This is a genomic window from Celeribacter sp., from assembly GCF_048259695.1.
In the GTDB taxonomy this organism is placed as follows: Bacteria; Pseudomonadota; Alphaproteobacteria; order Rhodobacterales; family Rhodobacteraceae; genus Celeribacter.
The window spans coordinates 248,792-273,079 of record NZ_JBLXHL010000002.1 but is presented as its reverse complement, the minus strand read 5'-3'; the positions used below and the strand labels follow the sequence as shown (position 1 = coordinate 273,079).

The 24,288-nt window shown below is 55.9% G+C and carries 23 protein-coding genes; 11 read left to right on the top strand and 12 right to left on the bottom strand.

What is annotated here, in order from left to right; translation table 11 throughout:
- Positions 1 to 31 precede the first annotated feature (31 nt).
- From gpmI to ACN0Q0_RS04840, 4 genes are read left to right on the top strand one after another with little or no spacing between them, the layout of a single operon-like run.
- Entirely contained in the window at positions 32 to 1,558 is a 1,527-nt protein-coding gene (gpmI, locus tag ACN0Q0_RS04855) for a 2,3-bisphosphoglycerate-independent phosphoglycerate mutase (protein WP_417242241.1), read from the top strand.
- Complete coding sequence (locus tag ACN0Q0_RS04850) at positions 1,555 to 2,682, top strand: murein hydrolase activator EnvC family protein (RefSeq protein ID WP_417242240.1); 1,128 nt, start codon at positions 1,555 to 1,557, stop codon at positions 2,680 to 2,682. The genes gpmI and ACN0Q0_RS04850 overlap by 4 nt, the downstream gene beginning before the upstream one ends.
- 58 nt (positions 2,683 to 2,740) lie before the next feature.
- Positions 2,741 to 4,072, top strand: a complete 1,332-nt coding sequence (locus ACN0Q0_RS04845; protein ID WP_417242239.1) for a S41 family peptidase — start codon at positions 2,741 to 2,743, stop codon at positions 4,070 to 4,072.
- Positions 4,073 to 4,122: 50 nt separating this feature from the next.
- Complete coding sequence (locus ACN0Q0_RS04840; protein WP_417242238.1) at positions 4,123 to 4,605, top strand: RNA pyrophosphohydrolase; 483 nt, start codon at positions 4,123 to 4,125, stop codon at positions 4,603 to 4,605.
- 24 nt (positions 4,606 to 4,629) lie between these two features.
- Here ACN0Q0_RS04840 and ACN0Q0_RS04835 read toward each other — a convergent pair whose 3' ends face one another.
- On the bottom strand, positions 4,630 to 5,343 hold the full coding sequence (locus tag ACN0Q0_RS04835; RefSeq protein ID WP_417242237.1) for a sensor histidine kinase: 714 nt from the start codon (positions 5,341 to 5,343) through the stop codon (positions 4,630 to 4,632).
- Positions 5,344 to 5,551: 208 nt separating this feature from the next.
- Between ACN0Q0_RS04835 and ACN0Q0_RS04830 the strand changes: the two genes are divergently transcribed.
- The 3 genes from ACN0Q0_RS04830 to ACN0Q0_RS04820 are packed head-to-tail and all read left to right on the top strand — an operon-like array spanning position 5,552 to position 8,550.
- Positions 5,552 to 6,235, top strand: a complete 684-nt coding sequence (locus ACN0Q0_RS04830; protein WP_417242236.1) for a response regulator — start codon at positions 5,552 to 5,554, stop codon at positions 6,233 to 6,235.
- Between the two features lie 21 nt (positions 6,236 to 6,256).
- Entirely contained in the window at positions 6,257 to 8,092 is a 1,836-nt protein-coding gene (locus ACN0Q0_RS04825; protein WP_417242235.1) for a CHASE domain-containing protein, read from the top strand.
- Positions 8,047 to 8,550 carry a response regulator gene (locus ACN0Q0_RS04820; RefSeq protein ID WP_417242234.1) on the top strand — a complete coding sequence of 168 codons (504 nt, stop codon included), beginning with the start codon at positions 8,047 to 8,049 and terminating at the stop codon, positions 8,548 to 8,550. The genes ACN0Q0_RS04825 and ACN0Q0_RS04820 overlap by 46 nt, the downstream gene beginning before the upstream one ends.
- A 65-nt stretch (positions 8,551 to 8,615) precedes the next feature.
- Here the strand turns inward: ACN0Q0_RS04820 and ACN0Q0_RS04815 are convergent, their stop codons facing one another.
- The 6 genes from ACN0Q0_RS04815 to ACN0Q0_RS04790 all read right to left on the bottom strand — a co-directional run bounded on the left by ACN0Q0_RS04815 (position 8,616) and on the right by ACN0Q0_RS04790 (position 13,349).
- On the bottom strand, positions 8,616 to 9,065 hold the full coding sequence (locus ACN0Q0_RS04815; protein WP_417242233.1) for an RpiB/LacA/LacB family sugar-phosphate isomerase: 450 nt from the start codon (positions 9,063 to 9,065) through the stop codon (positions 8,616 to 8,618).
- A 24-nt stretch (positions 9,066 to 9,089) separates the two neighbouring features.
- Positions 9,090 to 9,857, bottom strand: a complete 768-nt coding sequence (locus ACN0Q0_RS04810; protein WP_417242232.1) for a triose-phosphate isomerase — start codon at positions 9,855 to 9,857, stop codon at positions 9,090 to 9,092.
- Entirely contained in the window at positions 9,854 to 10,636 is a 783-nt protein-coding gene (locus ACN0Q0_RS04805; protein ID WP_417242231.1) for a DeoR/GlpR family DNA-binding transcription regulator, read from the bottom strand. Before ACN0Q0_RS04805 ends, ACN0Q0_RS04810 begins: the two co-directional genes overlap by 4 nt.
- Before the next feature lie 157 nt (positions 10,637 to 10,793).
- The gene (locus tag ACN0Q0_RS04800; protein WP_417242230.1) at positions 10,794 to 11,846 is read right to left on the bottom strand and encodes a permease; all 1,053 of its coding nucleotides are present in this window, start codon (positions 11,844 to 11,846) and stop codon (positions 10,794 to 10,796) included.
- A 47-nt stretch (positions 11,847 to 11,893) separates the two neighbouring features.
- The gene (locus tag ACN0Q0_RS04795; protein ID WP_417242229.1) at positions 11,894 to 12,211 is read right to left on the bottom strand and encodes an ArsR/SmtB family transcription factor; all 318 of its coding nucleotides are present in this window, start codon (positions 12,209 to 12,211) and stop codon (positions 11,894 to 11,896) included.
- A gap of 109 nt (positions 12,212 to 12,320) precedes the next feature.
- Positions 12,321 to 13,349, bottom strand: a complete 1,029-nt coding sequence (locus ACN0Q0_RS04790) for a LacI family DNA-binding transcriptional regulator (protein WP_417242228.1) — start codon at positions 13,347 to 13,349, stop codon at positions 12,321 to 12,323.
- Positions 13,350 to 13,493: 144 nt separating this feature from the next.
- Here ACN0Q0_RS04790 and ltnD point away from each other — a divergent pair, with 144 nt between their 5' ends.
- The 4 genes from ltnD to ACN0Q0_RS04770 are packed head-to-tail and all read left to right on the top strand — an operon-like array spanning position 13,494 to position 17,039.
- Positions 13,494 to 14,396 (top strand): L-threonate dehydrogenase, encoded by a 903-nt coding sequence (gene ltnD, locus ACN0Q0_RS04785; protein WP_417242227.1) that lies wholly within the window; start codon positions 13,494 to 13,496, stop codon positions 14,394 to 14,396.
- Complete coding sequence (gene otnK / locus ACN0Q0_RS04780) at positions 14,396 to 15,634, top strand: 3-oxo-tetronate kinase (protein ID WP_417242450.1); 1,239 nt, start codon at positions 14,396 to 14,398, stop codon at positions 15,632 to 15,634. The genes ltnD and otnK overlap by 1 nt, the downstream gene beginning before the upstream one ends.
- Complete coding sequence (locus ACN0Q0_RS04775) at positions 15,631 to 16,278, top strand: aldolase (RefSeq protein WP_417242226.1); 648 nt, start codon at positions 15,631 to 15,633, stop codon at positions 16,276 to 16,278. Before otnK ends, ACN0Q0_RS04775 begins: the two co-directional genes overlap by 4 nt.
- Positions 16,275 to 17,039, top strand: coding sequence for a hydroxypyruvate isomerase family protein (locus ACN0Q0_RS04770; protein ID WP_417242225.1), 765 nt, complete (start codon positions 16,275 to 16,277; stop codon positions 17,037 to 17,039). Before ACN0Q0_RS04775 ends, ACN0Q0_RS04770 begins: the two co-directional genes overlap by 4 nt.
- A 63-nt stretch (positions 17,040 to 17,102) precedes the next feature.
- Here the strand turns inward: ACN0Q0_RS04770 and gyrB are convergent, their stop codons facing one another.
- From gyrB to dnaA, 5 genes are all read right to left on the bottom strand, one after another.
- Positions 17,103 to 19,538 carry a DNA topoisomerase (ATP-hydrolyzing) subunit B gene (gene gyrB, locus ACN0Q0_RS04765; RefSeq protein WP_417242224.1) on the bottom strand — a complete coding sequence of 812 codons (2,436 nt, stop codon included), beginning with the start codon at positions 19,536 to 19,538 and terminating at the stop codon, positions 17,103 to 17,105.
- A gap of 90 nt (positions 19,539 to 19,628) precedes the next feature.
- Positions 19,629 to 20,249: a LysE family translocator gene (locus ACN0Q0_RS04760; protein WP_417242223.1), complete on the bottom strand. Its 621-nt coding sequence runs from the start codon at positions 20,247 to 20,249 to the stop codon at positions 19,629 to 19,631.
- On the bottom strand, positions 20,246 to 21,355 hold the full coding sequence (gene recF / locus ACN0Q0_RS04755; protein WP_417242222.1) for a DNA replication/repair protein RecF: 1,110 nt from the start codon (positions 21,353 to 21,355) through the stop codon (positions 20,246 to 20,248). Before recF ends, ACN0Q0_RS04760 begins: the two co-directional genes overlap by 4 nt.
- Before the next feature lie 34 nt (positions 21,356 to 21,389).
- A complete protein-coding gene (gene dnaN, locus ACN0Q0_RS04750; RefSeq protein ID WP_417242221.1) occupies positions 21,390 to 22,508 on the bottom strand; it encodes a DNA polymerase III subunit beta in 1,119 nt (372 codons plus the stop codon).
- Between the two features lie 172 nt (positions 22,509 to 22,680).
- The gene (dnaA, locus tag ACN0Q0_RS04745) at positions 22,681 to 24,048 is read right to left on the bottom strand and encodes a chromosomal replication initiator protein DnaA (RefSeq protein ID WP_417242220.1); all 1,368 of its coding nucleotides are present in this window, start codon (positions 24,046 to 24,048) and stop codon (positions 22,681 to 22,683) included.
- Positions 24,049 to 24,288: the final 240 nt, after the last annotated feature.

Sequence of the window (24,288 nt, the reverse complement as noted above, 5' to 3'; positions counted from 1 at the left end):
ACACGCACAACGAAAATGACAGGAGCCGATCATGGCCGCACCAAAACCCGTTGTCCTTTGTATTCTTGATGGTTGGGGCATTAGCCCGACCCGCGACGCAAGTGCGCCCGACCTGGCCAACACGCCGAATTTTGATCGCCTGATGGCGGATTACCCTCACAATACACTGATCACCTACGGTCCCGATGTGGGGCTGCCGTCAGGCCAGATGGGCAATTCCGAAGTCGGCCATACGAATATCGGCGCAGGCCGCGTGGTGGCGATGGACCTCGGCCAGATTGATCTCGCGATTGAGGACGGGTCGTTTTACGACAACGCTCACATCATCAGCTTTTGCAACACGCTCAAATCCTCTGGCGGTACCGCGCACCTCATGGGGGTGATTTCGGACGGGGGCGTGCACGGTCATATCGAACATACACTGGCGGCCGCAAAGGCCGTGACAGATCGCGGCATTCCCGTTGTCATTCATGCCATCACGGACGGGCGCGATGTATCTCCGACATCCGCCGATACATTCATGGCCGACTTTGTCACCCGCCTGCCCGAAGGGGCCACTGTAGGCACAGTGACCGGACGCTACTTTGCCCTCGACCGCGACAATCGGTGGGAACGGGTAAGCCAAGCCTATTTCGCGATGATCAACGCAAAAGGCATCGAACACGCCGTCACGCCACAAGAGGCAATTGACGCGGCTTATGCGCGGGGCGAAAATGATGAATTCATCAAAGCGACCGTGATCGGCGACTATGCAGGCGCCAAAGATGGTGACGGCTTTTTCTGTCTGAATTTCCGCGCGGACCGTGCACGTGAAATTTTGCGCGCCATTGGTGAGCCGGACTTTGCAGAGTTTGACACAGGCGGGCGGCCAAAGTTTGCAGCGCTTCTCGGCATGGTTCAGTATTCCGTCCGACACAACGACTACATGACGGTTGCCTACCCCAAAAGCGACATCGTCAACACACTCGGCGAATGGGTCGCCAAACAAGGGTTGCGTCAGTTCCGCCTCGCCGAGACCGAGAAATATCCGCATGTGACCTTCTTCCTCAATGGCGGCAAAGAAGTCCCCGAAAAGGGCGAAGACCGCTTTATGCCGCAATCTCCCAAAGTGGCGACCTATGATCTCCAACCCGAGATGAGCGCACCTGAAGTCACCGCAAAATTCATCGAGGCAATTGACGCAGGTTACGACCTCATCGTGACGAATTACGCCAACCCCGACATGGTGGGTCATACCGGCGATTTGAACGCCGCGATGAAAGCCTGCGAAGCGGTGGATCAGGGTCTTGGTCAAGTCATGGATGCGCTAGAGCGGGTCGGCGGTGCGATGGTGGTGATCGCGGATCACGGCAACTGTGAAACGATGGTGAACCCTGAAACAGGTGGGCCGCACACGGCGCACACGACCAACCCCGTGCCTGTGATCGTGTTCAACGGCCCGCGCGAAACGACCCTGCGCGATGGGGGGCGGCTTGCCGATGTGGCGCCGACGCTACTGGATCTGATGACCCTCCCCCTCCCTGAGGAAATGACAGGACGGACGTTGATCCAGACATGAAACTCCTCGCGGCGGCTTTTTCCATTCTGGCATTCACCGGATCGACGGCAGCGGGGCAAACCGCCCTGCCCGCCACCCTTGCCGAAGCCGCAGTGGCACAATTCAACGCCGCCCACGATCAACTTGAGGCCGCAGATGGCGCCTCTGATCGGGTAAAGGCATTGAGCGATGTGATCCGCGCCTATGAGGAAGGCCTCGAAGCAATGCGTGCAGGGCTTCGCCAGATTTCATTGCGCGAAGCAGAACTCTCCGCGGCGTTTGAGGATGAAAGCGGGCAAGTGGCCACGCTGCTCGGCGTATTGATTACACTGAAACCTGACGCAAGTCCCGAGGCGTTGGTCCACCCCAACGGGCCACTGGGCCATGCCCGCGCGGGCATGTTGGTGTCGTCAATCACACCCGCTATGCAAGATGCGGCAAACGCCTTGCGGGTACAATTGCAAGAGGCGACCATTCTGCGCGAATTACAGGACGAGGCTCTTGCAACGTTGGCTTTTGGCCTCAAAGACGCGCAACTGGCCCGCACCGAGTTAAGTCAGGCCATGTCAGACCGCGTGGATTTGCCCAAACGCTTTGTGACCGATGACGAGCGGCTTCAAACCCTGATCGATAGCTCCGAAACTCTGGAATCCTTTGCCTCAGGTCTAGCGGTCATGGACGTGGTGGACGGTGTGGCAGCGCTACCTGACCTCGGACATGCGAAAGGCACATGGGCAATGCCGGTGCGGGGTCGCATGTTGCGTGGATATAACGAGGCCGATGCCGCAGGTGTGGCGAGACCCGGGATATTGATTGCCACGCGGCAGTTGTCCTTGGTGACAAGCCCGTGGCCCGCAACCGTGCGCTATCACGGCGCTTTTCTGGACTACGGAAACGTGATGATCCTTGAACCAAGCAATGATGTATTATTGGTTTTGGCTGGATTAGAAGAGGTTTACGGCGAGATTGGTGAAGTCATTCCCGCGGGCGCGGCGATTGGCCTGATGGGCGGCGCGGCACCTGATCTGGATGCATTTGTTGAAAATGCAGAGGATGGTACTGGCCCGGGTCTTTCCGAAACGCTTTATATTGAGGTAAGAGAAGGTGGACAGCCGGTTGATCCGGCGGCGTGGTTCACGCAATAGGTCACTTTGCGGCCAAACGGATACACGAGGGGCATAGAGCCCCGAGAGAGGAATACGCATGAAGAAGCACATGATGGCAGGCGTCGCAGGCATTCTCGCAGGGACACTGATCACCACGCAGTTCGCCGGTCCCCTGATTGCACAGGAAGCCGAGAAGACGACGAATGTCTATGAACAGCTTGATCTGTTCGGCGATGTGTTCGAACGGATTCGCGCCCAATACGTTGAACCCGTCGACGAAGAGGCACTCATCGAGTCCGCCATCGACGGTATGCTGTCCTCGCTTGATCCACACTCCTCCTACCTCTCACCCAAAGATGCCGCCGCGATGCAGGTTCAAACCTCCGGCTCCTTTGGCGGTCTTGGCATTGAAGTGACCCAAGAGGAAGGCTTCGTCAAAGTGGTCGCCCCGATGGATGGCACCCCCGCCGACATCGCAGGTGTCGAAGCGGGCGATTTCATCACCCATGTCGACGGCGAAAGTGTTTTGGGGATGAACCTCGACGAGACCGTTGAATTGATGCGCGGCCCCGTTGGGTCAGAGATCATCATCACCGTAGTCCGCGAAGGCGTCGATGAGCCGTTCGATATTTCCATTGTGCGCGACACCATCAAACTGACAGCCGTGCGCTCGCGGGTTGAGGGCAAATCGGTTGTTCTGCGTGTGACCACGTTCAACGAACAAACCTACCCGAACCTCGAGGACGGCCTGAAAGAGGGCATTGAGGAACTCGACGGGATCGACAATGTTGACGGTGTCGTCATCGACCTGCGCAACAACCCCGGGGGTCTACTTGATCAGGCGATTATGGTGTCCGATGCCTTCCTCAACGAAGGCGAAATTGTTTCGACACGCGGTCGTCTTGCGGACGACAGCCAACGGGTCACCGCCGCCGTTGGCGATTTGGCCCAAGGAAAACCGATTGTAATCTTGATCAACGGTGGCTCTGCCTCCGCATCCGAGATCGTCGCAGGTGCGCTTCAAGATCATCACCGCGCTATCGTTGTCGGCACCAAATCCTTTGGCAAAGGCTCCGTTCAAACCGTGATGCAACTGCGCTCGCATGGCGCGATGCGCCTGACCACGGCACGCTATTACACCCCGTCGGGCCGTTCTATTCAGGCGCTCGGAATTTCCCCTGACATCGTTGTGGAACAACCGCCGCGCCAACCGGAAGCCGACACCGCGACGGAAGAGACAGCACCGCGTTTCCGCTCCGAAGCCGATTTGCGCGGAGCTCTTGATAACGACAGCCTCACCGAGGACGAAATCACCAAGATCGAAGAAGAGCGCGCCGCAGCGGACGAAGCGGCAAAACTACGCGATGAGGATTTCCAACTCGCCTATGCGCTCGACCTCTTGCGTGGCCTGTCAAAAATTCGCGACTGATTTCAATGAGGGGCGCTTTGTCGGCGCCCCTTTTCCGACGAGAGCATCCCATGACCAAAGTCGACCCGAACGACCTGCCGTACCGTCCTTGCGTTGGCGTTGTCCTGATGAATGACGCGGGCAAAGTTTTTGTCGGTGAACGCATCGACACGCCCGGCGCATGGCAAATGCCACAGGGCGGAATTGATGCAGGCGAAGCCCCCCGTGAGGCGGCTTTGCGCGAGTTATGGGAGGAGACAGGGGTTGATGCATCAGCCGTAGAGATCATCGCCGAAACATCTGATTGGCTCACCTACGACCTCCCTGACGCCCTTTTGGGAAAAGTCTGGAAGGGAAAGTATCGCGGTCAAAAACAACTCTGGGTATTGATGCGGTTCTCCGGCACGGACGCCGATATTCACATCGACAGCGACCACCCCGAGTTTTCCAAATGGCAATGGTGCGATAGCGCGTCGCTCGTGGACGGTATCGTCCCGTTCAAACGACACATTTACGAAAGTGTCGTCCGCGCGTTTTCTGAACACCTGAGCTGACCGGATCGCCTCAAGCGCCGAGGTTTATACCCTTGAAACAGGCAGTGTGATAACAAGGGTTGCGCCCGAACACCCCACCTTATCTTTGACTGTAAGGGTTCCGCCCCATCGCTCTACTCGTTTGCGGGCGATCGAAAGCCCAAGCCCACTGCCCTCGACCACATCGCGGGGTTTGAGGGTCGTCAGGGGGTCAAAGACTTTTTCACGAAATTCCTCCGGGATACCCTGGCCATCGTCACTGACATGAACGGCCCCATTCGTGCCAACATTTGTCACACGGATAACACCCGAATTGCCCCCATGATGCCGGCACGCATTGTCCAATAACGCGATGACAACACGCGCCAATTCGCCCTTGGGCAGGTCACAGGCCCAAGCGACCAATTCCATCTCGACCCTGAACCCGTCGGGCATAGAAAACTCCGCCACGGCAGCGTTAATTTCCGCGACACTATCAATCCGGCACCCCATCTCGGCAGGGCCATCCAGATCACAAAATTCACGCATCGACAAAAGAAGCGCATCCGCGCGATGGGCCTTTGCCTTTATATCCAATAGATAGCGATAAACATCACGTGGCACCGTTGCGGACAAGGGATCAAGGTCCTCGATGATCCAGTCGGGAAGGGTTGCAACAGCCCGCAACGATGCCCGTAGATCATGCACAAAACGGGATTCAAGCAGGTTTTGCGCATTGCGCGCCCCGTCTGCCTGCTTCTTTGTCTGCGTCGTAACCATCACAAGGCCTCACATCCACCTGATCCAGATTAGGGCAGCTTCGTTTCGAAACCCTTTATGTCCGGTCGGTCCATCAGGTGCAGCGGCTTTATAATGTCCGCAAACGATACGGGTCACACGCGCCCCACAAACAGCGCAAAGTCCGGTTTTGATAATCAGTTTTTAATAAAATTCAGCAATTTTCGAGAAGAACCAAGGAGGCTTCCGAATGATAGACCACGGATCAAGAGATCAACCGGATGCGCCCCAAAACAGTATCGTGCCACTCGGCGCCCGTGAAACCCGCGTCTTGATTGTCGATGACTCCGAATTCGATTGTATGAATATCGAGCGCCAATGCCGCCGCACCAATCTATTTCTTAGCGTGGATACGGCAAACGATGTCGAGGGAATGCGAAAGGCATTGGATGAAACAAAATACGATGTCATTTTCGTAGACTACCATCTTGCGTTTGAAACGGGCTTGGAGGCCCGCGAAGTCATCCGCGAACACCCGACAAACAAATCCGCCGCAACAATTATGATCACCGGGGAAGTGTGCCACGAGGTTGCTGTTTCTGCGATCAAGAACGGGTGTCACGACTATGTTGCCAAGGGCGATCTGGATGCGCTCTCCATTGAAATGATGATGGCCTCGGCCACAGAGCAGCTTGAAAACCACACAACACGGGTCTTGCGTGCTGAAATGGATGCAATCCATGACCGGACAATGGGGGCCGTGACCAAAGCAATGCAAGACGAGTTAAGTGATGATCGCATCATTTCACTACTCGTACGCGCCCTCGGTCAGGTGTCTGCAGCGGATGGTTTGGCAACGCCTCAAGACACCGACGATGAAACACCCCTGATCGATGTCGACGACACCGGTCCGAACTTTTTTGTATTCAAGTAGGCGGTGGAGGGCGTGACCGTTATGAGACCCAATAGCGCCACCACTGGGCGCCCACAAAGCCGGAACCTTAAAGCCGATGTCGAAGCGGAGCGGTCATCCATTGTGCGGTCCGGAAAACTGCACCGAATGCACTGGGCCGTGGTCGTTATCTCGTTTGGGATAACACTCGTGGCGTGGGATTTTTCAAGCACACAAGTGGAACGCAATAGCACCGCACAGTTTGAACACGCGACCGATCAGGTTTTGGGTTTGGTCGCTGAACGCATGGAAAAATATGAGGATGGACTTTGGGGTGGCGTGGCCCTCATCCAATCGCATGGCGGCGAGGTTTCTCTTTCCGAATGGCAGCGTTACACACAGACTCTTCGGATCGATGAAAAATATCCCGGCGTCAACGGAATAGGCCTCATACACGCGATTCAACCCGATCGCCTCTCGTCATATATCGACACGCAACGCATGTCGCGGCCGGAATTCGATGTCTATCCGCAGCATGATGGCACCCTCAAACTTCCCATCACGTTCATTGAGCCAGAGGTCGTGAATGCCCAAGCCGTTGGCTTGGATGTCGCACATGAGGGCAACCGGTATACAGCAGCTATGAACGCACGTGATACAGGGCGCGCCCAGATCACAGGGCCGATTAGCTTGGTTCAGGATGCGGAACACACCGCCGGCTTCTTATTCTACGCCCCCTACTATCGGGATCAGGTTCAGCCAACTCAGGATAGTCGTGCGGAACATTTCGTCGGAATGGTCTATGCACCCTTTGTATTTCATAAATTGATTGCCGGAACTTTGGGCAAAGACAGCCGTCAATTACATTTTACCGTGCATGACGGCGAGCATCTTTTGTACTCCGAAAGCACCGACCAAGCACCGGCCCCCGACATGGGGACGCCCTTTACCACCCGCAAAGAGCTCAACCTCTATGGGCGGACGTGGACGTTTGATATCTGGGCCGATCCGGAGTTTCGCAAAAATATGGCGAGCAGTGAGCCACTCCTCATCCTGATTGGCGGCATCTTCATAGATGCTATGCTCTTTTTACTATTCGTTTTGTTGACGCGTTCAAATCGTCGGGCATTGGAGTTCACGGAACTGGTCACACGGCAACTCAGCTACAAAGCGGATGAGCTGTCCGCGTCCAATGCGGATTTGGAAAAGTTTGCATACATGACGTCACATGACCTTAAAACGCCACTGCGCGGCATGGGGGATCTGACCGAATACCTTGAAGAGGATTTGGAGCCGTATCTCACAAGTGAGGGGGCCAACCCGCAGGTGGCGCACAACATTGGCCGTATGCACAATCAAATTTTGAGGATGGACAATTTGATCAAGGGTATTTTGGTATACTCCGGAATTGGGCACGGTGACGAGCATATCGAACACACGGACGTGAATGAGATGGTGCGCTATATCCGCGACGAGCTTGCACTGTCGGAGCAACAGGTGGTCTTGGCCAATGATCTACCGAACATTCAAACCAATGCAACGCGCCTGAATCAGGTATTGGCAAACCTGATTGGAAATGCCGCGAAGTATCACAACAACCTGACAGATGCGGTTATCAGTGTATCGTCCAAAACAGTCGGCAACTGGGTCCACTTTAGCGTTGAGGACAACGGCCCGGGCATTGAGGCGCGGTTTCATGCTAAAATTTTCGAACCGTTTCAAACCCTGCAGCCGAAAGATGAAATCGAAAGCACCGGAATTGGGCTTTCAATTGTAAAACGCAGCGTTGAGTTCTACGGCGGAGACATTGAAATTTCGTCCGCCGTCGGCACAGGCACAAAGATCACGTTCGCTTGGCCCGTTTTGCTCTCCGCCCCTATTTTGAAAGGTGCCGCATGAGTGACATCGCCCCCAATTCGATACCGGTTCCTCCCGCCAATTCGCTGGCGTTTCTCGTCGTTGATGACAATGACCTTGATTTCGAGAAGATCACGCGAAGTTTCACACACCTCAAAATCACAAACGAAGTACGGCGCGCACGCGACGGCATCGAAGCGTTGGAGATCTTGCGTGAACGGCACACGGATCAAACTGAACGTAGACCCTATATCGTCCTTTTGGATCTGAACATGCCGCGCATGGGCGGGCTCGAGCTTTTGGCAGAAATGCGTGACGATCCCGATCTCTCAAAGATTTCCGTCTTTGTTCTGACAACGTCGGATCACCCCAAAGACATTGCACTTGCCCATGAATTCAACGTGGCGGGATATATCGTAAAGCCTATCCGGCGTGAACAAATGTTTGAAGCCTTCAACGCGCTCAATCATTTTTGGATGTTGTGCGAATACCCCAAATAGGGTGCGCAACCATTATGAGGACAAGCGACACTCGGGCTGACTGGCGCGGCCCGAGTGTCGAAATGTCAGACTTTGTTATACTTTTCATCGACGGCATTGATCGCCGCCACGTTTTGAGCCGATGGACCCGTGGCGTCAAAAGTGGCGGACAGGTAGGCATCCGCAATGCTTTTGGCCAATTCCGCCCCGATGACCCGCGCACCCATTGTAATAATCTGGGCATTGTTTGATGTTGCGGCCTTTTGTGCTGAATAGGTGTCATGGCACTGGGCGGCACGAATGCCCGGGACCTTGTTCGCGGCAAGGCAAACCCCGATGCCCGTGCCACACACGAGTATCGCGCGTTCGAATTCACCCGCGATTACGGTCGCGGCAACACGGTCGGACATATTGGCATAAAACCCGTCATCCGGCGTTTGCGACATCTGCGTCACATCATGATTGACCGACAAATACTCGGCGAGGGTTTTTGCCAACCCCGCCCCTGCAGTGTCACCGGCAATTGCAATTTTCATAGGATGTTCCTTGGTATGTTTAGGTTAGATTTTCGCAGCACATTTGGCGAGAATGTCGAGATATCCGTTCACATCCCATGCAGACCTGCCGATAAAAAGCCCGTCAATGTGCGGACATGAAATAAGGTCTTCGCAGTTGTGTGGATTGACGGATCCGCCATACAGGCACGGGACTTTTCGCCCCAAGACATCATGCGCCACGTCGATGATTTCGGCATGTCGCGCGTCTGCGTAGTCGGAAGTTGCCGGAATGCCATGTTCACCGATGGCCCAAACGGGTTCATAGGCAAAAAGGATCGGGGCGTCGTACTGGGCGGTGTCCAACGCTCCAAGTGCTGCGCGCACCTGGGTTGCCAAGACCTCCCGGGCGCGCCCCGCATCCCGCTCGGCCAATGTTTCGCCAATGCAAATGAGAGGGGTCAGGCCATGACGGACCGCCGCCTGTGTTTTAAGGCCCACCGTTTCGTTCGTTTCACCAAAATGTTCTCGCCGCTCGGAATGACCCAATTCAACGATATCAAGGTTGCAATCCTTGAGCATCACGGGCGACACTTCACCCGTCCATGCGCCCTCATCCGCCCAATGCATATTCTGGGCCCCCACCTTGACGGAGGTGTCTTTCAGGATGTTGCTCACCTCACGCGCGGTTGTGAATGATGGGATAACAAACCGTTGGATACGGGCATCCCGTGATGGATCGGCATCTTTGAGCGCCGCGGCGAACTGCTCGGCCTGCACGAGCGTTTTGTTCATTTTCCAACTCGTACCAATCCAGAGTGATGGTTGTGTCATGTCGTTTCTTTCTGGTTTGGAGTGGCAATGGTCAGAACCAGACCCGCAGCATCCAGAGCGGCACGGCTTGGCCCATCGGGGGCGCTATTCGTGATGATGCTGTCGAATGCGGACAGGTCGGCAAGTTTGTGAAGAGCGGTGTGGCCAAAGCGGCTCTGGTTTACCAACAAGCACGTTTTGGTGGCGGCGGCCATCATCGCGCGTTTTGTACGCACGACATCCGCATCCATATGGAAAACTTCGGTTCCAGACACGGCAGGCGTTGAAACAAAGGCAAGGTCGGCCTTGAGCACGTTCAACGCGGCTTCCGTGACCAGTCCGAAAAATCCGTTAAATTTGGCGGAATAGGTACCGCCAAGCGCGACAAGCGTCATACCGTTTTCGAACTTTAGCGCATCAATGACTGCGGCGTTATTCGTCACAACCGTCAGGGGGCGCCGTTCGGTCAAACGCGCACCAAGCACCGCAGCCATCGACCCGTCGTTTATAATAACGGTCATCCCCGGCTCGATAAGAGCCAATGCAGCATCGGCCATAGCGCCTTTTGCATCACTGCCTTGCTGTTCACGGAACCGGAAATCACTTTCGAATTGTGTACCCGCCTCGATGGTCGCACCGCCCCTGATTTTGCGCAAAATACCCGCAGCCTCTAAATCATCAAGGTCACGATGGATCGTCATATTAGACACCGAGAAATGCGCCGCGAGCGCATCAAGGCTTACCGCCCCATCGCGCACCAGAAGATCCATGATTGCCTGTCGTCGCTCGTCCCGCTTCACAAAACATCCCCTTAATGTTTGACCCGTCACCTGCTTTCACAGGACATAACACAAGGCGCGTCAATATAACACAAAAAATGTTAGTTTTAACTTTTTCGTGGCGTGGGCTTCCTGGTTCGATCTGTAAGCCCGGCAATCAGTCGCGACCTAAACACCGCTACAATGTGCTCCAAGCCTGAAACAGAAGCCCCGCCGAAAACGAGCCAACCAGTGCAATGCCGAGGTAGAGAGCAAACACGCGCCATGTGACCAATGCCCATACTGCAATGGCCGCCGGAAGTGAGGTCACACCTCCGGCCAGTAGAAACGCAAGACCCGCTCCGGGTGCTATGCCTTGATCCATCAAACTCCCGACAAGAGGCAACGCCGCATAGCCGTTGAGATAGGCGGGAACACCAACCAACGTAGCAATACCAATCGGTGCAATCCCGTTGCCACCAAGGGATCGCGCCACCAAATCGGCCGGTAGCCACGCAACCATCAGACTTTCGAGCAAGAAAGCGAGAAAGAGCCATTTGGTCAAAAACAACGTAGTTTTGACCCCCTCGCGACCAAATTTTGTAACCCGCCCACCATCGCGCCAAAAGGCCCATACAACGGGCCGAGGGCTGCGTATTTTCTGCCCACCACAGCCGCCATTCCCAACGCCCTCACGTAGAGGGTCGGACAGGCCGCCCAACCGTGAAACGATATGGACGATTGTGCCGCCAAACACGCCCAGACCCACCGCGGCGATTGTTTTGGCAACCGCGAATTCAATGCCGATGACGCCGGTTGTCAGCGCGAACATCGACGGGTCCATGATGGGAGAGGCCAACCAGAATGCCATCACAGCAGAAAGCGGGACACCCATCGCCAGAAGCGCGGCAATAAGCGGAATAACTCCGCATGAGCAAAATGGCGCAAATCCACCTGCGATGGCCGCGACGATAATCATCACTCCCGGCGTTCCCGTAAAAGCACGCGCGACCAAACCATCCGCATCGCTGGCTCCGACATAGGCCGCAATGCCAACAGATAAGAGGAGAAAGGGCGCAACATTCAGCAGGTTCCCCATCACAAACCTTGCGCTTGTCGCCCCCTGCTGTGGCGCAAAGAGATACAGCGCTATCAAAAGGAGGCCCCCGAACAGCCACGCCTTTTCCTTTACCCAAAGCCTACGAACGAGGTTGATGGTCACAGCGGGAAAGCTCAGCGGAATGTCATTCATAACGTTATCCTTAGGTTTATAGTTTATTTGGGTAAATTTTTTCACGATCAGCCCGTGGCGTTTTGCCGTGTTAGTCCGACACCGACACAACATTCGGATGTCAAAAATGAAACGGTTGCATTCATCGCCTCGAAATCCACGCGATTGACAATTTGACGCCCGAACCGTTCTTGCACAACCAAACCCGCATCGACCAAGGCACCCAAGTGGTGGGCAAGGGTCGATGGCGCCGTCCCCAAATGGTGGCCGATCTCCCCGACGTTAAGACCGTCATTGCCAGCCTTCACAAGCAGGCGAAAGATCTCCAATCGCGTGTCGTGTCCGAGTGCAGCAAGTGACTTTGCAACTGATGTATGTGTGCTCATGGCGCCATTAAAACTACATATCTAGTTTTGTCAACAATGGATCACATCATGGTCACACCCCGCCGCCTCGTTACGGATTGTGTCGATCACAGTACGCAACCACAGAGGGTCACTGCCCGAGGTCAATGAAAGCCGGCAGGTCAATCATACGCGACCCCACGCCCTTTGGCCCCTTACCGCTTGAGATGATGCCAATCGCGCGGCGACCGATTTGACGCCGGTCAGTACGCGAGGTGGCAATTTTGATCGGTAGGCTGTCCACGAAATCAAGGCCATTGAATCCCGCGAGCATGATTTGATCCGGGACAGAAATCGCACGGGCCATGCAATGGAAAACGCCCCCCATCGCCACATCGTCATTTGAAAAGTAGAGGCAATCAAGGTCCGGATCCGTTTCAAGAATTTCAGCCGTTAACCGGCGCCCTTCATGCACGGTCGAGGGAGCCTCGGACAGTGCCTCGCACCTAAGCACATGACCCTGTGCGGCAAGGGCCTCGACGAAACCCGCATACCGTTTCGCCGCCCGCGTATCACGATGCAACCGGCACCCGACATACCCGAACCGGCGTCGCCCCGAATCCAGCAACGCCCGCGCCATATCCGCGCCTGCCTTCTTGTGGGACAACCCCACAACGGCATCCACCGGATCACCGTCAAGGTCCATTATCTGAACAATTGGGATATCCGCGGCCTCCAACAGTTTTCGTGTCTTTTCTGGTTGATCCAACCCCGTGACAATCAGACCGGCGGGGCGCCACGACAACATATTGAGAATAGTCTGATACTCTTTTTCGGGGTCGTAATCGGTCACGCCGAACACCGACTGCAAGTCCGTTCCATCAATCGCATCTGCAATGCCGGAGAGCACTTCGGCGAAGACAATATTGCTGAGGCCCGGAATCACAACACCGATAAGGTTTGTGCTCTGCGCGGAGAGTGACAGCGCAAGGTTGTTGCCAACATAGCCGATCTGCTCGGCCGCAGCCTGAACTTTTATGACATTGGCTCTGGACACATCACCCGCGTTTCGCAACGCCCGCGACGCCGTCATTTTACTCACCCCCGCAAGACGTGCGACATCCTCTAGGGTCGATTTGCGCATAATTTCCGGCACAGGATCACTGTTCGGTTTTTTCATTTCAACGTCTTCCTTAACCCGATACGCGGATGGCGACCCTACCCCGGACAAGTAGGAAATTGACACAACGACTTCACTCCGCTACCAAACTGGTATCGGTACCAGTTGTCAAGAATTTCGCCCACGGGCAGGAAAGGCACTCATATGACACATACGACACGCATCGCCGTCATCGGCCTCGGCTCAATGGGATACGGGATGGCCAAATGCTGTCTCGCCGCAGGCCTGACCACCTATGGCTATGACATCAATCCGGACCAGATGGAGAAATTCCAATCCGAAGGCGGCGCGGTCGGCACGCTCGATACGGTTGCCGGCACCCTTGACTGCGCGATGATCGTCGTTCTGAACGCCCCGCAAACAGAGGCTGTTTTGTTTGGAGAAAACGGGATTGTCGCGAAACTGAACAAAGGCGCGGTAGTCGTCGCCTGTGCAACTGTGCCGCCGGCATTTGCCCGCGAGATGGAAGCACGCTGTGCGCAACACGGCGTTTTGTATCTTGATGCGCCCATTTCGGGCGGGTCGCTAAAGGCCGCAAGCGGAACCCTGTCCATCATGGCATCGGGGGCTCCGGCCGCCTTTGAACAGGCGGGTCCAACACTCGCAGCAATATCAGAGACCGTTTTTGAACTCGGTGATGCCGCAGGTGCCGGTTCAGCCATGAAGGCCGTCAACCAACTGCTTGCAGGGGTCAACCTCGCGACGATGACCGAAGCGATTACCTTTGGCATGACGCAAGGTGTTACACCCGAGAAATTTTTCGAAGTGATCCCCAAATGCGCAGGCACCTCATGGATGCTGGAAAACCGCACGCCACATATTGTCGACGGGGACTACACACCGCGCAGTCAGATCGACATCTGGCCCAAAGACCTCGGGATCGTCCTTGATATTGCCAAGTCCGCAAAATTCAGCGCACCGATTACGGCCACGGTGATGCAACAATACCTTGCCGCATCCGGCATGGGGTATGGCGCCGAAGATGATGCGGCGCTTGCCAAAGTGTATGCCCGCAATTCCGGCCTCAAACTTCCGGGAGATGAATGATGAAATTAGGGTGCATCGGCGACGACTTTACGGGATCAAGCGATTTGGCAAACACCCTTGCGAAGGGTGGGATGAGAACCGTTCAATATACAGGGATCCCCTCAGGCCCCGCGCATGCCGATGTCGAGGCCGGCGTCGTAGCGCTCAAATCCCGCTCGATCGACCCTAAAGCAGCCGTAAAGCAGTCTTTGGCAGCACTGGAGTGGTTGCAGGCACAGGGCTGCACCCAGATCTTTTTCAAATATTGCTCAACGTTTGACTCGACCCAAGAGGGCAATATCGGGCCAGTCGCGGATGCCTTGGCTGATGCTCTGGACGCATACAAAGTCATCATTTGCCCCGCCTTTCCGGGGACCGGACGCTCCCTTTATCAGGGGCATCTTTTTGTCAAAGACCAGTTGCTAAACGAATGCGGGATGCAAAATCATCCCCTGACACCAATGGTCGACGCGGACATTCGCAGATGGATGACCACCCAATCCAGTTATGACGTAGGACATGTTGCCGCCCACTATGTGTTCCAAGGCGCAGACGCAATTTCCGATGCCCTCAACGCTCAACACGCTCTTGGAAAGCGCCATATTGTCGTGGATGCGATCCGGGATGAGGATCTTATCGAAATCGGCAAGGCGGCCAAAACCTTGCCACTGATTACAGGCGGGTCGGGTATCGCTCTCGGGTTGCCATCGAACTTCGGCTGCACCGCATCGGAGGTTCCGTGGGCGGGACAGGCGGGCAAAGCCATCGCCCTATCCGGATCATGCTCGATTGCGACACGGGCGCAGGTCGCCCGACACGCCCAAAACAACCCCACACGTGAAATCATCGCCGCCGACGTGATTGAAGGACGCCAAACCGCCCAAGACATGGCCGAATGGCTGTTGGCCCAAGACGGGCTTCCCCTTGCGTTCAGCTCTGCGGAGCCTGACGCGGTGAAAGCGATCCAGGAGACATTCGGGCGCGAAAAATCTGCCGCCGCACTAGAAGCTTTCTTTGCCGAAGTGGCCCGTATCTGTGTCGAAAATGGCGTGACCCGTGTGATCACTGCAGGCGGGGAAACCTCTGGCGCAATCGTTGAGGGGCTTTCATTGGATACACTTGAAATCGGGCCTGAAATTGATCCCGGAGTACCCGCTTTGCGTGCAGGGAGCCGCCTTGTCGTTGCGCTCAAATCCGGCAACTTCGGTGCTGAGGATTTCTTTCAAAAGGCCAATCAGATTTTGACAGGTGACGCATGACCGAAACCGCACTACGCGAACAGATTTGCCTGTTGGCCAAATCCCTATTCGATCGTGGTTTGACCCACGGGAATACGGGTAATATTTCTGCACGCACCCCGGATGGCGGCCTCCTGGTCTCGCCCACGGGAACAAGTTTCGGTCGCCTTGACCCCGCCCGCCTGAGCCGGTTTGATGCAAGTGGTCAGTTGATCTCGGGTGACAAGCCGACAAAAGAGATGCCCCTGCACACGGCATTTTACGACACACGCAGCACCGCGGGCGCCGTTGTCCATTTGCACTCGTGTCACTCTGTTGCGCTCTCCATGATGCCCGATGCGAACGGCGATGATTTTCTACCGCCGTTTACGCCCTACGGGATTATGAAATTGGGGCGGGTTAAATTGCTCCCTTTCTATTTGCCCGGGGACCCCGCAATGGGGGATGCCGTGCGCGGGCTTGCGGGCAAACGGTCTGCTGTGATGCTCGCCAATCATGGTCCCGTTGTTGCCGCGAAAGATGTCGAGGCCGCCTGTAATGCCGTGGAGGAGTTAGAAGAAACCGCCAAACTGGCCCTCATGATGCGCGGCATTGAGGCGCGTATGCTCACAGCCGAACAAATCGGCGCAGTCGTTTCAAAATTTGATGTGGAGTGGGATGAATGACTTTGTTTTCCGCCAATCTTGGGTTTTTATGGACCGAATTGCCGCTGCCCGATGCTATCCGTGCGGCGAAATCTGCGGGGTTTGATGCCGTCGAATGCCATTGGCCCTATGACACCCCCGCACAAGATGTGAAGGCCGCATTGGATGAAACAGGCCTGACAATGCTCGGCCTCAATACGCGGCGCGGTGATTTGTCTTCGGGTGAAAACGGTTTGGCCGCGTTGGTCGGCCGCGAAGAGGACGCGCTTGCCGCCATCGACGAGGCTCTGGATTACGCAACCGCAGTCAACGCCACCTGCGTGCATGTGATGGCGGGATTTGCATCGGGCGAAGAGGCTCGGCACACCTTTGTGGCAAACCTCACCTATGCCTGCGAAGCGGCGTCACGTCTTGGCAAAACCATCCTGATCGAACCGTTAAATCGCCATGATGCGCCCGGCTACTTTTTGCAAACCACCGATCAGGCGCGTGCGATCATCGAGCAGGTCGCAGAACCAAACCTGAAGCTTATGTTTGATTGCTATCACGTTGGGCGCACCGAGGGTGATGTAGCCACGCGGGCCCAAGACTTGCTTCCATTCATCGGTCATGTCCAATTTGCATCCGTACCTGATCGCGGGCCACCCGATCACGGAGAGCTTGATTACTGGTACTTGTTTTCAACGTTTGACACCCTCGGATGGACCGCGCCGCTTGGTGCAGAATACAAACCCAACGGGGATACAGATGCGACCTTGGGTTGGATGAAAACACTGAAATAATTCAAAAAGGGCGGCGCATGATGCACCGTCCTTTTCGTTCAACTGCTTTTGGAAACCACGCGGTTACGCGTCGAGGTTTTCAACGTTTAGCGCATTATCCTGAATGAACTCACGGCGCGGCTCGACCACATCTCCCATCAATTTGGTAAAGATATCGTCGGCTTCGGCGAAGTCGTCAATCTTGACCTGCAACAACGTCCGCGCCTCCGGATCAAGCGTTGTTTCCCAAAGCTGCTCCGGGTTCATCTCACCGAGGCCTTTGTAGCGTTGCAGAGACAGTCCCTTTTCGCCCTCTTCAAGGATCGCGTTGAGCAGGTCGACAGGTCCGTGAATAAGTGTCTCGCGCTCTTTGCGCACAAGGCGGGCAGGATTGTTATAATAGCCGCTTGTCGCCTCGACCTCTTTGTTGATCCGACGTGCTTCGCCACCGCGCAGGATTGCCCCGTCAAGGGTCCGCACCTCCTCAACACCGCGCAGAACACGGGTCAAGCGAATGCCGACATCCTGGGTCGGGCGTCCCGTCCAACCGCGCTCATATTCAAGTGCGATTTGATCGAGGCGCTTGGCCACAATCTCCGCTGTGCCGGACAAATCCGAATCCACACGACCAGGTTCAAACGCACCCGCAAGGGCGGCCTGCTCCACAATGTGGCGGGGGTATTGTGTTGGAAAGGCTTCGAGGATGCGTTTAAACGTCCGCGCCCCTTCTACAACGCGCGTCAGATCGGCACCTGCAATTTCCTCACCGGAGGTCAGCCGCAAAACGGCACCATCGACCCCTTGTTGGATCAGATATTCTTCCATTGCGGCTTGGTCTTTTAGATACACCTCGGACTTGCCTCGCGCCACTTTGTAGAGCGGCGGTTGCGCGATAAAGAGGTGACCCTGTTCGATCAACTGCGGCATCTGACGGAAGAAGAACGTCAAAAGCAGTGTGCGGATGTGAGCGCCATCGACGTCAGCATCAGTCATGATAACGATTTTATGGTACCGCAACTTATCGAGATTGAATTCGTCGCGCCCGATGCCGGTGCCAAGAGCCATCACGAGGTTGCCGATTTCCTGACTGCCCAACATACGGTCAAACCGCGCCCGTTCGACGTTCAGGATTTTACCTTTGAGAGGCAAAATAGCCTGTGTGCGGCGATCTCGCCCTGTTTGCGCGGAACCACCGGCGGAATCACCCTCCACGAGGAAGACTTCGGTTTGGCTCGGATCTTTCTCGGAACAGTCTTTGAGTTTTCCTGCGAGGAAGTTCACGTCCAAGGCCGACTTGCGACGGGTGAGTTCGCGAGCCTTACGGGCCGCTTCACGCGCCATTGCCGCTTCGACAATTTTGGAGACGATCATCTTCGCCTCTACAGGGTTTTCGTCAAACCACTCGGTCAACTTTTCACCCACAAGGTTTTCCACCGCAGGGCGGACCTCGGATGAGACTAACTTGTCTTTTGTCTGCGAGGAAAACTTCGGATCCGGAACCTTCACCGACAAGACACAGGTGAGCCCCTCACGGGCGTCGTCCCCCGTAAACGTGACCTTTTCACGCTTCGCAATGCCGCTCTCGGCCGCGTAGCGCGTCAAGGTGCGGGTCAACGCACCACGGAACCCCGCAAGGTGCGTACCGCCATCACGCTGTGGAATGTTGTTGGTAAAGGGCAGGACGTTTTCGTGGTAACTGTCGTTCCACCACATCGCCACTTCGACACCAATGTCATCGCGTTCCCCGCGCACAAAAATGGGCTCGGGGATCATGGCTTGCTTGGACCGGTCAAGATATTTGACGAATTCCTTGACGCCACCCTCATAGAACAGTTCGGTTTTCAATGGCTCCGAGGGGCGCTGATCCTCAAGAATGATACGCACACCGGAGTTCAGGAACGCCAGTTCGCGCAGCCGTTTTTCCAACACATCGAACTGATAGTTGAGATCGGAAAACGTCCCCTCCGGATCATTGATTTTGGCAGAGGCAAAGAACCGGACTTCGGTGCCGGTCTCATCGCCCGCCTCACCGATGATCTTCAGGGACTCGGATGTCTCGCCTTTTTCAAATCGTGCGACGTGGACCTTGCCGTTTCGCCAAACCTTGAGCTCAAGCCACTCGGACAGTGCGTTCACAACGGACACACCAACGCCGTGCAGACCACCGGACACCTTGTAGGAATTGCTATCGAACTTACCACCCGCGTGAAGCTGGGTCATGATCACTTCGGCGGCGGACACGCCCTCTTCGTGGTGGATGTCGACAGGAATTCCACGTCCGTTATCACGCACCGAAACAGAGCTGTCTTTGTGGATGATGACGGTCACATAGTCGGCATGACCCGCCAGAACCTCGTCGATCCCGTTGTCCACAACCTCATAAACCATATGGTGCAGACCAGAGCCGTCGTCCGTGTCACCGATATACATACCGGGGCGCTTTCGAACGGCTTCCAAGCCTCTGAGAACCTTAATAGAATCGGCGCCATACTCAGGGCTTTGGGATGTGTCGTCAGACATGCGTTTTCCTCGTCTTTTCTTTGACGGATTTATACGCGAATGCTTGGGGAATGTCACGTGAATGACACAAGATTTGGTGGTTTTAACCGATCACGCGAACGGGATCACAAAGGCGACACAAATCAACAAAACACCCGCCGTACGGTTCATCCGGCGGAGCGCATCAGGCGAGCTCAACAGCCCGCGAATTTTGCCGACAAAGGCAGCCAAAATCAGGTTGCCAACCAAAGGCACCACCGCAGAAATCATACAAATCGCAATGACATCCGCAGGGACAAGAGCGGAGAGGTCAAAAAAGCCGGGCAACAGGCCCATGTAGAACAAGATGGCTTTAGGGTTGCTGATAATGACCACCAGACCCGCAATGAACCCCGCAGCCATACCCGGGCGGGTTAACCGGCTATCCGATGAAATTTTCTTGTCAGCGTGGCGGATCAACAGCACCCCCATAGCAAGGAACATAAACACCGCAACCCACCGCATCACGGTCAGGAACACCTCGAATTCCGAGATAATCCACGTCACCCCGAGAATAGCCAAAAGGGGCCAGATCGCATCCCCTACCATAACCCCAAGCGCGAGCGGCGCAGCGGAGGCAAAGCCACCCGACATCGCGCGCGCCAACATGGCCACCCAAACCGGACCTGGTGTCAAAAACAGGACAAAGAGGGCGAGGGAGTAAATGCCGAGCTCTGCAACACCGAGGGTCATGGATGCTCTTTCAACTGAGAGGTTCCGGCATCATCCGTGACCTCGAAATGGGAGGCCCTCGACCCGAGCTCCGCGAATAACTCCGGCCCCGTTCCGGTCATGAACGCCTGCGCCCCAAGGGCGCAAATTTCATCATAAAGCGCCGCACGGCGCCCCGCGTCAAGATGGGCCGCAACCTCGTCCAACAAAAGGATCGGAGCGGCTCCGAAATCCTCGGAGAGGGCGCGACCATTGGCCAAAATCAGCGAGATCAAAAGCGCCTTTTGCTCACCCGTTGAACACTGATCGGCAGGGACATCTTTTGCCGTGTAGATCCCGCTCATATCGGCGCGGTGCGGGCCAATAAGCGTCCGCCCCGCCTGCAAGTCCCGCTGACGGTTGTCGCGCAGGGCCGCGAGCAGATCCTCCTCGCCCTCAGGGAGCGGTTTGTCGTCAGAGGCTTGTAATTGCAGTGTTGCAACGGGAAACGCCGTCTGCGCCCCCACCTGTGCTGATGCCAGCCGGTCAAGCGTCGTCAAACGGTTCGCCATAATCACCGCACCCTGGGTGGCCATTTGCGCCTCAAGCGCTGCGTACCAATGGGCATCTCGCACCATATCCTTGAGCAACCGGTTGCGTTCGCGCATCGCCTTTTCATAGCCCAGAACGGCCTCGGCATGGCGCGGCTCAAAAGACATCACCATGCGGTCCAAAAAACGTCTGCGCCCTTCGGGGCTTTCGATCCACAGCCTGTCCATGGCAGGGATGAGCCACACCACACGCGCCACACGGCCCAACGCAATCTGTGCCGCAGCTTTGCTGTCAATTTTGACCGAACGCGATTGTCCCGCCTCTGCCCATGTTTCGATGTCATGGGTTTGGTGAAGAGACCGCAGATCCGCTTTGATTTTCCATCCGAGGCGCTCGGGTTTTCGGGAAATTTCATCGGGCGATGCACGCCGCAAACCGCGCCCGGGCGACAACAGCGAAACAGCTTCGAGGATATTGGTTTTTCCCGCGCCGTTGGGTCCGTAAATCGCAACAGGCCGCCCGTCCAGTTCGAGACGCGCGGCCCTGTGCGAGCGGAAATGCGACAGGCTTAGCTCTTCGAGATAAAGGCCGCCCATCGCGTCTCACTTGTCAGTTTAGATGTTAAAATACTCAAACACGCATCGGCATGACAACGTAGACGGCGGAGGTGTCATTGCCCTCACGCATCAGCGTCGGATCACCCGAGGAGTTGAACAGGAATACCGCGTTTTCACGATCCACCTGTGAGGCAATTTCGAGCAGGTATTTCGCGTTAAACCCGATCTCCAGACGCTCGTCATTGTAAGCAACCGCCAACTCTTCTTCGGCCGCACCGCTATCGGGCGCGTTTACGGAGAGGGTCAGTTTATCAACTTCGAGGGACAGCTTCACCGCACGTGAACGCTCGGACGAGACCGTTGCAACACGGTCGACAGCCCGCGCAAATTCGGCGGCGTCCACTTCGAGTTTACGGGTGTTTCCGACCGGAATAACCCGTGTGTAATCAGGGAACGTTCCGTCGATGACCTTGGAGGTCAATGTGATGCTCGGTGTGGCAAACCGGACTTTGGCCTCGGAAACCGATACGGCAATCGTCATGTCATCATCGTCGAGAAGCTTGCGCAGCTCACCGACCGTTTTGCGCGGGACAATCACCCCGGGCATATCGGCCGCACCATCGGGAAGCGCCGCATCCACACGCGCCAAACGGTGACCGTCGGTGGCGACACAGCGCAACACCTTGCCACCTTCGGCGTCGGAAATATGCATGTAGACGCCGTTGAGATAGTAACGGGTCTCTTCGGTCGAGATTGCGAATTTGGACTTGTCGAACAGGCGGCGCAAAACCGGAGCAGGGATTGCGAAATTGCTCTCGTAATCCGCATTGGCCATGATTGGGAAATCTTCTTTGGGCAGTGTTGCCAAAGAAAAGTTCGAGCGGCCCGCTTCGACCGTCAAACGGCCAGTTGCGCCATCATCGGTCAGCTGCACCATTGCGCCATCGGGTAGCTTGCGCACGATTTCATGGAGCGTCACGGCGGACACGGTTGTGGAGCCCGCGCGTTCGACCATGGCGTTGCACTTGTCGACAACCTCGATATCGAGGTCAGTGGCGCGGAACGACACGTCATTCCCCTCGGCCTCGATCAAGACGTTGGCAAGAATTGGAATGGTGTTGCGGCGCTCGACAACAGATTGCGCCTGTCCCACGGCTTTTAGAAGCTCGCCGCGTTCGATGCTGATTTTCATACCACCCTCGTATGTACATATGGCCGGGGTGGTGAACGTAAACCATTCACCGCGCGGCGCAAGATATTGTTTCGGGGACTGTGTTGCGTTGCAGCGCAACCGTCAAGGGCAAGCGCCCCCGGAGACAGGATTTGTCACCCGGGAACAGCGTTATTGCCACATGTTATGCATATCACGCCTCAAGAAGACGGCGCAGCAGTTCCAGATCATCGGCAATCTGGCTGTCAGAGGATTTCAACTCTTCGATCCGGCGCACCCCGTGCATGACCGTTGTATGATCGCGCCCACCAAACCGGCGCCCGATTTCGGGCAAGGAGCGGGATGTCATTTGCTTTGACAGGTACATGGCAACCTGACGCGGACGGGCAATGGCGCGCACGCGCTTTGGCCCGATCATGTCACTCAGGCGGATCGAATAGTGCTCGGACACACGACGTTGGATTTCCTCGACCGTGACCTTGCGTTCGGAGGCTTTGAGAATGTCGGCAAGGCATTCTTGCGTCATCTCAAGGGTGATCTCCCGCCCCACGAGTGAGGCAAAGGCGAACAGGCGCATCAATGCACCTTCCAGCACGCGAACGTTTGTGGTGATGCGGTGCGCCAGAAATTCGAGCACGCCCGCGTTGAACACCAGATCAGGATACTGAAGGCGATAGTTTTCCGCTTTGGTCTGAAGCACGCCAAGGCGCAGCTCATAATCGGTCGGGTGAAGATCCACGACGAGACCGCACTGCAGACGCGATTTGATCCGGTCCTCGAGGTCTTTGATCTCTCCGGGCGCACGGTCGGCAGAGATGATGATCTGTTTATTCTGGTCCACAAGCGCGTTGAAGGTGTGAAAAAACTCTTCTTGCGTGCTTTCTTTGCCCGCGATGAATTGCACATCGTCAACCATCAGAACATCCACGGACCGGAACAACTGTTTAAAGTCGATCATTTGCTTGTCGCGGAGCGCCTGAACAAAGCGATACATGAATTGTTCAGCAGACAGATAGAGGACGCGCAGCTCGGGATTACGCTGTTGAATTTCGTGGGCGATCGCGTGCATCAGGTGGGTCTTACCGAGGCCAACTCCGCCATAAAGGAACAAAGGATTAAAGGTTACGGGGCCGCCCTCGGCCACACGGCGCGCGGCAGCGTGCGCCAGTTCATTGGGCTTTCCGACGACGAAATTGTCAAACGTAAAACGGGCATCAAGGGGCGCACCGGGGAGGTCGGATTGCGCAGGTGCAGAGTGCGCGACAGGGGCCGAATAACGCGGCTCTTGCACCGTTGGCTGCACAGCCACGGCCGCAGGCTGGGTGGCAACAACCTGAAATTCCAAACGCGACGTCGGCGCATTGGCGGCTTTGAGATGCGCCAGAATTTGATCCGTGAAATTGCGCGACACCCAGTTGGCCATGAAGCTCGTTGGCACCGAAAAAACCGCCACACCGTTTTCGATTTTCGTTAGATCAAGTGGCTCGATCCAGTTTGAGTAGTTGTTTTGCCCAATATCATCGAGCAAGCCCTGTTTGACACGTCCCCACGTATTTTTCATTTTTCTTGTTCGACCCAATTTATCGTTTTCGTTGACCACAGCAGGTGCCGCGGCTGACACTTCAGGAGTGTCGCGGATTGCGCGCTCACAACAATTCGGGTTGGAAATTGCCAAACCCATTCATGCGCCGACACCTCACTGTCAGCACTCGAACGGGCGATGGCCCCAACAGTCCCGCACCCGAACGGCACAAAACTATTGTCGTGACGGATACCTTGAGCATCCGCCAAGACCACACAG